This window comes from Enterobacter sp. Taxon_8 (assembly GCF_058354585.1).
Genome location: NZ_CM177989.1, coordinates 2,347,355 through 2,355,139, shown reverse-complemented (window position 1 = coordinate 2,355,139; position 7,785 = coordinate 2,347,355). Strand labels below are relative to the sequence as shown.

Genomic DNA, 7,785 nt, shown 5'->3' with positions numbered 1-7,785 from the left:
AAAGGTATCATTTCAGGGCGGAATTACCGCTCTGGACAGGACGTAGCCTTATGAAGACACATCCACTGTACGAACCCTGGCTGCAGGGCATGCTCATCATCGCGAAGCACTACCGGCTGGATTTTTCCGCGGAGCATGTTCGGGTCACAATTAACCATGAAAGCCAGTCTCCGCGCCAGCTGGTGCTGGAGGAGATGGCGCGCCAGCTTGGGCTGGGGATGCGTGTGGTGGCGGCGGAAGCGGTATCCCTCGATCCGTGGCGTCTGCCGCTGCTGGCGGAATTTACCGGCGGGCAGATTGCGGTGATCAACCGCATGGACAACGAAGGCAACGTCAGCCTGCAGTTCAGCGGCGATGCGGGGCTGGAGACGACGCTGACGCGCGAGGAGATCGGGTCGCGGTTAAAGGGCCTGATGGTACTGCGCCCGCTTGAATCCACGCCGGATGCCCGCGTGGATGACTACATCAAACCGTATGAGAAAAACTGGTTCTGGCAGCTGGCGCTGAAGGACTGGCGACGCTACAGCGACATTATGCTTGTGGCGCTGGTGGCTAACGTGCTGGCGCTCTCAGGCATGGTCTTCTCCATGCAGGTATACGACAGGGTGGTGCCGTCGCAGTCGGAGGCCACGCTGTGGGTGCTGTTTGGCGGCGTGATGATTGCCATCGTGTTCGAATTCATCATGCGTATGCTGCGGGTGCATATTTCTGATGTAGTGGGCAAGCGCGCCGACCTGCGTATCTCTGAACGCGTTTTTGCCCACGCGCTGCGGATTAAAAACGGCGCGCGATCGAAATCAACCGGATCGTTTATCGCGCAGATCCGCGAGCTGGAGTCGGTGCGCGAGCTGATCACTTCCACCACCATTGCGGCGATTTCCGATCTGCCGTTCTTCCTGCTGTTCGTCTTCATTCTGTGGATGATTGGCGGTCCGCTGGTGCTGGTGGTTCTGCTCGCCGTGCCGCTGCTGCTCATCCCGGGCCTGCTGGTACAGCGCCCGCTGGGGAAACTCTCCAGCGAAGGGATGCGCGAATCCGCCATCCGAAACGCCACGCTGGTGGAAGCGGTGCAGGGCATTGAAGACATCAAGCTGATGCGCGCCGAACAGCGTTTCCAGAACCAGTGGAATAACACCAACGACGTCGCCGCCAGCGTCGGCATGAAGCAGCGCTGGCTGACGGGCCTGCTGCTCACCTGGACGCAGGAGGTGCAGTCCATCGTTTATGCGGTAGTGCTGCTGGTGGGATGTTATCTGGTCATCAGCGGCGATATGACCACCGGTGCGCTGGTCGGGACCTCGATTCTGGCGTCGCGGACCATTGCGCCGCTGTCGCAGATCTCAGGCGTGCTCTCGCGCTGGCAGTCGGCGAAAGTGGCCCGCAAGGGGCTGGACGATCTGATGCAGCGTCCGATTGACGATCCGCAGCACGGCAAGAAGGTGCACAAGGCCCACCTGCGCGGCGACTATTCGCTTGAGGACGTTGGGTTTTACTACGACGAGGAAGAGAAACTCACCGTGCTCAACATCAGCAAGCTGCAGATCCGCGCCGGGGAGCGCGTGGCGGTGCTTGGACGCAATGGTTCCGGGAAAAGCACGCTGTTACAGCTTCTGGCGGGCATGCAGGAGCCGCAGCAGGGCAGCATTCTGCTGGACGATATTGCGCTCAATCACCTCGACCCGGCCGACGTGCGTCGGGACATGCAGCTGCTGAGCCAGCAGGCCCGGCTGTTCTTTGGCTCCATGCGGGACAACATCCTGATGGGGAACCCGCTCGCCACCGATGACGAAATTCATCAGGCGCTGGTCAACAGCGGCGCGCTGGAGTTTGTGCGCAAGCAGAAAATGGGGCTGAACACCATCATTAACGAAGGCGGAACGGGCCTCTCCGGCGGACAGCGTCAGGCGCTGCTGCTGGCGCGTGCCCTAATCACTTCACCAAATATCCTGCTGCTGGACGAACCTACCGCCTGGCTGGACGAAATGAGCGAGAAGCAGTTTATTCAGCATCTTCACAAATGGCTGGGTAAACGCCGGACGCTGGTCGTGGCGACGCATCGCCTGCCGATTCTGGACCTGGTCGACCGCATCATCGTGCTGGAAAACGGCAAGGTGGTGATGGACGGACCGCGCGACGCTATCCTGCACCAGCACGGTATGGCACCGCAAAAAGCAGCACAGCGCACCGTGACCATGAAGCCGGCGGCGGTTGCAGAGGAGGGCGCGGCATGAATGATTTGTCTCGTTTCAATAGCCGGCTGAAGGAGCCTCGCCTGCCGCGCTCTACCCTGGTGGCATGGTCGCTGTTTGCCCTGCTGGCGGTGTTTATCGCCTGGGCAAGCCTGTTCCATCTGGATGAGGTGACCACCGGCAGCGGTAAGGTGATACCGTCTTCGCATGAGCAGGTCATTCAGTCCCTGGAAGGCGGCATTATCCACAGCCTGATGGTGCGCGAAGGCGACATTGTGGAACGCGGCCAGCAGCTCGCGCAGCTTGACCGGACGAAAACCGAGTCGAGCGTGCTGGAGAGCGAGTCTCGTCTGAATGCGGCGCTGGCAACGGCGGCGCGCCTGAAGGCCGAGGTGAACGACACGGAACTCGCGTTTCCGGAAGAGCTGGATGACGACGTTGAGCTGGTCAAACAGGAAACGGCGCTCTACCAGTCCCGTCGTGAAAGCCTCGAAAAAGGACTGGCCGGTTTGCGTCAGGGGGCCGAGCTGGTGCAGCGCGAACTGTCGTTAACCCGTCCGCTGGTGACACAGGGAGCGGCCAGCAAGGTGGAGGTGCTGCGTCTTGAGCGTCAGAAAAATGAGCTTGAGAACAAAATCACCGAGATGAAAAACCAGTATTACGTTCGCGCCCGTGAAGAGCTGGCGAAAGCCAATGCGGAGATTGAAGCCCAGCGTTCGGTGATGAAGGGGCGTGAAGACTCTCTGACCCGGCTGACCTTCAATGCCCCGGTTCGCGGGATCGTGAAGGATATTGACGTCACGACCGTGGGAGGCGTCATCCCGCCGAACGGCAAGCTGATGAGTCTGGTTCCGCTTGACGATCAGATGGTGATTGAAGCGAAAATCTCGCCGCGCGATGTGGCGTTTATTCATCCTGGCCAGAAGGCGCTGGTGAAAGTGACGGCCTATGACTACTCCATTTACGGCGGGCTGGAAGGGGAAGTGACCATGATTTCGCCGGACACCCTGCAGGATGAGGTGAAAAGAGATGTTTACTACTATCGCGTCTATATTCGTACCGACAGTAACCATCTGACCAATAAGCAAGGTCAGGAGTTCCCGGTCTTTCCCGGCATGATTGCCACCGTAGACATTAAAACCGGCAGCAAAACCATTCTGGATTATCTGTTAAAACCGCTGAACAAGGCAAAAGAGGCGTTGCGGGAACGATAGATGAGTGGCGTTCGGAATTCCGAACGCCTGGTGAATTATACGGTTGACGTCATGTTATGAGCGTGGCGTCGCTCTTTAGGTACGACGTTGATGTAATGGGTAACATACGCAAAATATAATCCGGCATAATTTTCAACAAGTTCGAGAAACGCCGGGTATATCGACATTCGACCATCACCACGATCTTTAAGATAACCCGCCTCTTGTGCCGATTTAATAATTCGGTTGACGTGAATGCGCGAAACAAAAAATTCTTTTGCTAGCGTGCTTGCTGAATATTCAATGACGGCACCATGGGCAGATTTGTTTTTCATGGCCTGCAGGTAAAGATAAAGCATAATCATACGCCCGCCATCTTTATCGATAAATAATCCCACTTCTGGCAGCACCTTTCGGAACGTTAATCCCCGAAAAAGATATTCAGCCGCACGGCGAAAAAAGTTGTTTCTCGAAATATCATTATCCAGCAGGTTAACATTAATGTTAAATGCTGGGTAAAGAATGCTGACGGGCAAAAAAGCACCGGACATATAACGCTTAAGTTCATTGAGACCTTTTTCAGTTGGCGCGATTCTCGTTTTACGTCGGTCTTCCGTGCAGCGCCAGGTTCTGATGCGCCCGGTGGTTCTGAGTATCGTAATGATCGCAATAACGCTGTTAGGGCTGGCTATCTTATAGCGAGAACATAACTCTTTAATCTCTGAAACTGACTCGGCCTGATTTCCAAAAATAAAGCAACACATGGAGAGAATAATATTGAATCGTGATTCCTGCAGCATTGTCTTGTAGAACAAAGGTTGTTTTTTGTAGATGGTGTCATTAATTGTGTAGTGCTCTAATATTGCCTCACCGAATCGCGGATTGCTCTTTATAACATCCCTTCGATGTAGCAAGGCCCTGGATGAGATATGATTATCCATAGCATTTTTCTCGTATTTGAATGAACCGATAGATGAAGTATCCAGTCTTCTTTTTCGGAATTTTCATTATACCCTGAGAATGAGATGTTTGTCGGGGTTATTTGAAAAGAAAAGTATATTTAAACCGCGGTGATTAACGCAAAGATGTTCCTGTGAGTTCAACTGATAAATGTTTCGTACCCTGTGGCTGTATTGTAAAATTAATGATTATAAAAGGTGCGGTAAATTTTACGTATTCACAAATGGAAAAGGTGCGTTAGTGCCCAGGAGCAGTTTATGACCCACAAAATTTCTCACAGAAATGGGGCGTGCGATGAACAAAAATTTGTCATTTCAGCCTGCGGTTTTACGTTCCAGGGATATCGTCTGATCCTAAGCCAGTACGAAATAGAGGCTTCGCATCTGCACTTTGAGGGGGATGAGATATCCGAGCGGGATATGGAAAATATCCTTATAAATCAAAATGCTCATATCGTTGTCTTTCTTGGTAAGGGGGTCGTGAATCTCCTGGAAAGCCTGAAGCGTCTGGCATCCGTGCTCAATACACTTCCCGTTATTAGACGCGTCACCCTGTATGGCGACATACCGGATGGCTGGCTGTATCGCACCCTGGGCAGTCTTTTAAATAATAGTTATCAGTTATCATTGATTCGTATAGCCCGCGTTTCAGATATTATAACCTTTATTCATACGCACCATAATGTATTTAAGGACCGTTCGTACTTATTACGCGATCGTTACCGGGATAACTCTTCCCAGGAAAACGTAAAGTGGCTAACAAAAAGAGAGATTGATGTTTTATTAAATTTCTATCGCGGTATGTCAGTAAAAGAAATGTGCGAAAGAATGGGGTTGTCGAATAAAACGGTTTATACCCATCGGAAGGAGGGTGTGCTCAAATTAAACTTAATTAAGCGATGGCTACACGATCCGCATAATTTAAAAGCGGAAAGGCGAATTAAACATCAGCGCCAGAAAACAGAATTCACGGATAAGGAAACAGAAATATTTAATGCGCTACTTAAAAGAGAGATCTTCCCTGCCTATCAGATTATTACCGATCGTGACAAAAAGGGCGTAGGTTTTGAAATACTTATTCGCTGGAATAAAAATGGTAAAATTGTCAAGCCAGCCAGTTTTCTCACGGACATCTCAAATCATGAGATATGGTTAAAAATAACAGCGTTAGTCATCCATGCCGCCGTTTCGGGTATTAATAAGTATAACGGGAAATATTATTTTTCTGTGAACATCCCGCCTCGCCTGGCTTCCGGAAATGCATTGCCTGATATGGCACGCAAAGCCATCGATATGCTGCTCAAACCGCAGTGGGCCGAAAAGCTGGTCTTTGAATTTGCAGAGGATATTGACGTAACGAAGGACAAAAGGATCCCTGAAACCATGCGGCATTTACGTAATACAGGGTGTCGATTGTATCTGGATGACTGCTTCTCAAATCATCAAACCATGTTCCCGGTTCGCCAGGTGCATTTTGATGGACTTAAGCTGGATCGGGACATCGTTGAGCATTTTGTGGCAAACGACAATGACTATAACCTGATTAAAGCGATACAGCTTTATAGCGATATGACCGGAACGGACTGTATTGCCGAGGGGGTTGATAGTGAAGAAAAGTTTGAAAAATTAGTCGCGCTGGGCGTCAAGAACTTTCAGGGGTATTATTTATCGCGGGCCGTGAAAGAGGAAGAGCTAGACCGTATGGTAAGATTGTTTAGTTAGGTAAAAATAAAGCCCCGAAGGGGCTTTTGTTATTTTCGACCCAGCAACAGACCGAGAACAATACCGACAGCACCCGCGGCGACGAGGCCGGTGAGGGGATTATTTCTGACCGCTTCTGTTACATCGGAAACGGCATCGCTGGCCTGTGCGGCATATTTTTTAGCTGCACCTTTTACCTGATGCTTTGGTGAATCAACGAATTCACCAAACTGCTGCTGCGCTGAGCCTGCTAGTTCATCAAATTTATTTTTTGCTTTATCTTCAGCAAACTGGGTGTTTTTATCAGTACCGAAATCAGACATTTTTGCCTCCTTTTGTTGATAATTAAAGGATAGCCGCTCTTTGTGGATACGAGAGACGCAAGGCTAAATTCGGCACCTGAAAGGGCGGTTTTCGGATATATCTCTATATCCGGAACCCATTATTTCTCATTGTCATCCTGACCGTAAAACAGTTTCCCGATGCGGATCAGCGGGCGGCCCTGTGACTTACGGTGCAGGTTACTGTCTCTGAGCGAATAAACGCAGCCGCAGTATTCCTGCTGGTAAAACTGTTCCCGCTTGCTGATCTCAATCATGCGTGAAGAGCCGCCCTGTTTGCGCCAGTTATAGTCCCAGTAAACCATACCCGGATAGCGCGCGGCCGCACGCTGGCCGCAGTCGTTTATCTGCTGCATGTTCTTCCAGCGGGAGATCCCGAGCGAGCTGCTGATGACGCTGAATCCATTCTCTGCCGCATAGAGCGCCGTACGCTCGAAACGCATATCGAAGCACATGGTGCAGCGGACGCCGCGCTCGGGTTCCCATTCCATGCCTTTCGCGCGTTCAAACCAGTTATCGGTGTCGTAATCGGCATCAACAAACGGCACGCCGTGTTTTTCCGCAAAGCGTATATTCTCCTCTTTACGAATGAGGTATTCCTTTTGCGGATGGATATTGGGGTTATAGAAGAAAATGGTGTACTCAATGCCCGACGCCTGGATGGCCTCCATCACTTCACCCGAGCAGGGGGCGCAGCAGGAGTGCAGCAGCAGTTTGTCAGCGCCGTTTGGCAAGGTGAGTTGAGGGCGGATAAAAGGGGCTGTCGTCATGGCGTTCTGCACTATGTTTATGAAATTTATGGAAGGGTAGCATAAATTCAGAATCTGTTGAGACGGGATCGACGCAGGAAAGAGCGATCCCGCGGGGCGGGATCTTCTCGGGTATGACGTGCCGCTATTCGGCAAATTTGAGCAACGCTTCTCCGTCAAGACGGTATCGCACCCATTCGGACTGCGGCAGCGCGCCAATGCTCAGATAAAAATCGATGGCGGGCTGGTTCCAGTCCAGCACGCTCCATTCAAGGCGGCCACACTGCCGTTTTACCGCGAGCTGAGCAATATGTTTCAGCAGCGCTCTTCCCGCGCCTTTACCGCGATATTCCGGGGAAACGTAAAGGTCTTCCATATAAATCCCGTTGCGGCCAAGCCAGGTTGAATAGCTGGTGAAGAACACGGCATAGCCGGCGATCTTGCCTTCATACTCCGCGATCAATGCCTCGGTTTTAGTGCCTGCACCAAAGAGCGTTTCCCGGATCTCCTCCGGCGTGGTAACCACTTCTTCCGGGGCTTTTTCATACACCGCCAGCTCGTAAATCATGGCGTAAATGGCCGCCGCATCTTCGGGGCGTGCCTGACGAAGGGTGATGCTCATTGTTTTTCCTGCTTTTTAGCGTGTGTCCTGA

General features: G+C 51.9%; 7 protein-coding genes. 3 read left to right on the top strand and 4 right to left on the bottom strand.

The features are described 5' to 3' along the window. Positions 1-50: 50 nt before the first annotated feature. The gene (locus AC4IBF_RS11140) at positions 51-2,231 is read left to right on the top strand and encodes a type I secretion system permease/ATPase (protein WP_325813433.1); all 2,181 of its coding nucleotides are present in this window, start codon (positions 51-53) and stop codon (positions 2,229-2,231) included. Next, positions 2,228-3,403 carry an HlyD family type I secretion periplasmic adaptor subunit gene (locus AC4IBF_RS11135; RefSeq protein ID WP_115875014.1) on the top strand — a complete coding sequence of 392 codons (1,176 nt, stop codon included), beginning with the start codon at positions 2,228-2,230 and terminating at the stop codon, positions 3,401-3,403. The genes AC4IBF_RS11140 and AC4IBF_RS11135 overlap by 4 nt, the downstream gene beginning before the upstream one ends. Before the next feature lie 35 nt (positions 3,404-3,438). Here AC4IBF_RS11135 and AC4IBF_RS11130 read toward each other — a convergent pair whose 3' ends face one another. Beyond that, positions 3,439-4,323 (bottom strand): helix-turn-helix domain-containing protein, encoded by an 885-nt coding sequence (locus AC4IBF_RS11130; RefSeq protein WP_133294367.1) that lies wholly within the window; start codon positions 4,321-4,323, stop codon positions 3,439-3,441. 276 nt (positions 4,324-4,599) lie between these two features. Between AC4IBF_RS11130 and AC4IBF_RS11125 the strand changes: the two genes are divergently transcribed. Further along, positions 4,600-6,063 (top strand): EAL domain-containing protein, encoded by a 1,464-nt coding sequence (locus tag AC4IBF_RS11125; protein ID WP_248174128.1) that lies wholly within the window; start codon positions 4,600-4,602, stop codon positions 6,061-6,063. 29 nt (positions 6,064-6,092) lie between these two features. Here AC4IBF_RS11125 and AC4IBF_RS11120 read toward each other — a convergent pair whose 3' ends face one another. From AC4IBF_RS11120 to AC4IBF_RS11110, 3 genes are all read right to left on the bottom strand, one after another. Continuing rightward, a complete protein-coding gene (locus AC4IBF_RS11120) occupies positions 6,093-6,365 on the bottom strand; it encodes an ElaB/YgaM/YqjD family protein (protein WP_023311651.1) in 273 nt (90 codons plus the stop codon). A gap of 119 nt (positions 6,366-6,484) precedes the next feature. Beyond that, complete coding sequence (locus AC4IBF_RS11115; RefSeq protein ID WP_008502293.1) at positions 6,485-7,153, bottom strand: epoxyqueuosine reductase QueH; 669 nt, start codon at positions 7,151-7,153, stop codon at positions 6,485-6,487. Positions 7,154-7,277: 124 nt separating this feature from the next. Then, positions 7,278-7,754 carry a GNAT family N-acetyltransferase gene (locus tag AC4IBF_RS11110; protein ID WP_047717718.1) on the bottom strand — a complete coding sequence of 159 codons (477 nt, stop codon included), beginning with the start codon at positions 7,752-7,754 and terminating at the stop codon, positions 7,278-7,280. Positions 7,755-7,785: the final 31 nt, after the last annotated feature.

Bases quoted from the DNA above. Each gene is read 5' to 3' on its own strand.
- AC4IBF_RS11140 (WP_325813433.1), top strand. From the start codon at position 51: ATGAAGACACATCCACTGTACGAACCCTGGCTGCAGGGCATGCTCATC.
- AC4IBF_RS11135 (WP_115875014.1), top strand. From the start codon at position 2,228: ATGAATGATTTGTCTCGTTTCAATAGCCGGCTGAAGGAGCCTCGCCTG.
- AC4IBF_RS11130 (WP_133294367.1), bottom strand. From the start codon at position 4,323: ATGGATAATCATATCTCATCCAGGGCCTTGCTACATCGAAGGGATGTT.
- AC4IBF_RS11125 (WP_248174128.1), top strand. From the start codon at position 4,600: ATGACCCACAAAATTTCTCACAGAAATGGGGCGTGCGATGAACAAAAA.
- AC4IBF_RS11120 (WP_023311651.1), bottom strand. From the start codon at position 6,365: ATGTCTGATTTCGGTACTGATAAAAACACCCAGTTTGCTGAAGATAAA.
- AC4IBF_RS11115 (WP_008502293.1), bottom strand. From the start codon at position 7,153: ATGACGACAGCCCCTTTTATCCGCCCTCAACTCACCTTGCCAAACGGC.
- AC4IBF_RS11110 (WP_047717718.1), bottom strand. From the start codon at position 7,754: ATGAGCATCACCCTTCGTCAGGCACGCCCCGAAGATGCGGCGGCCATT.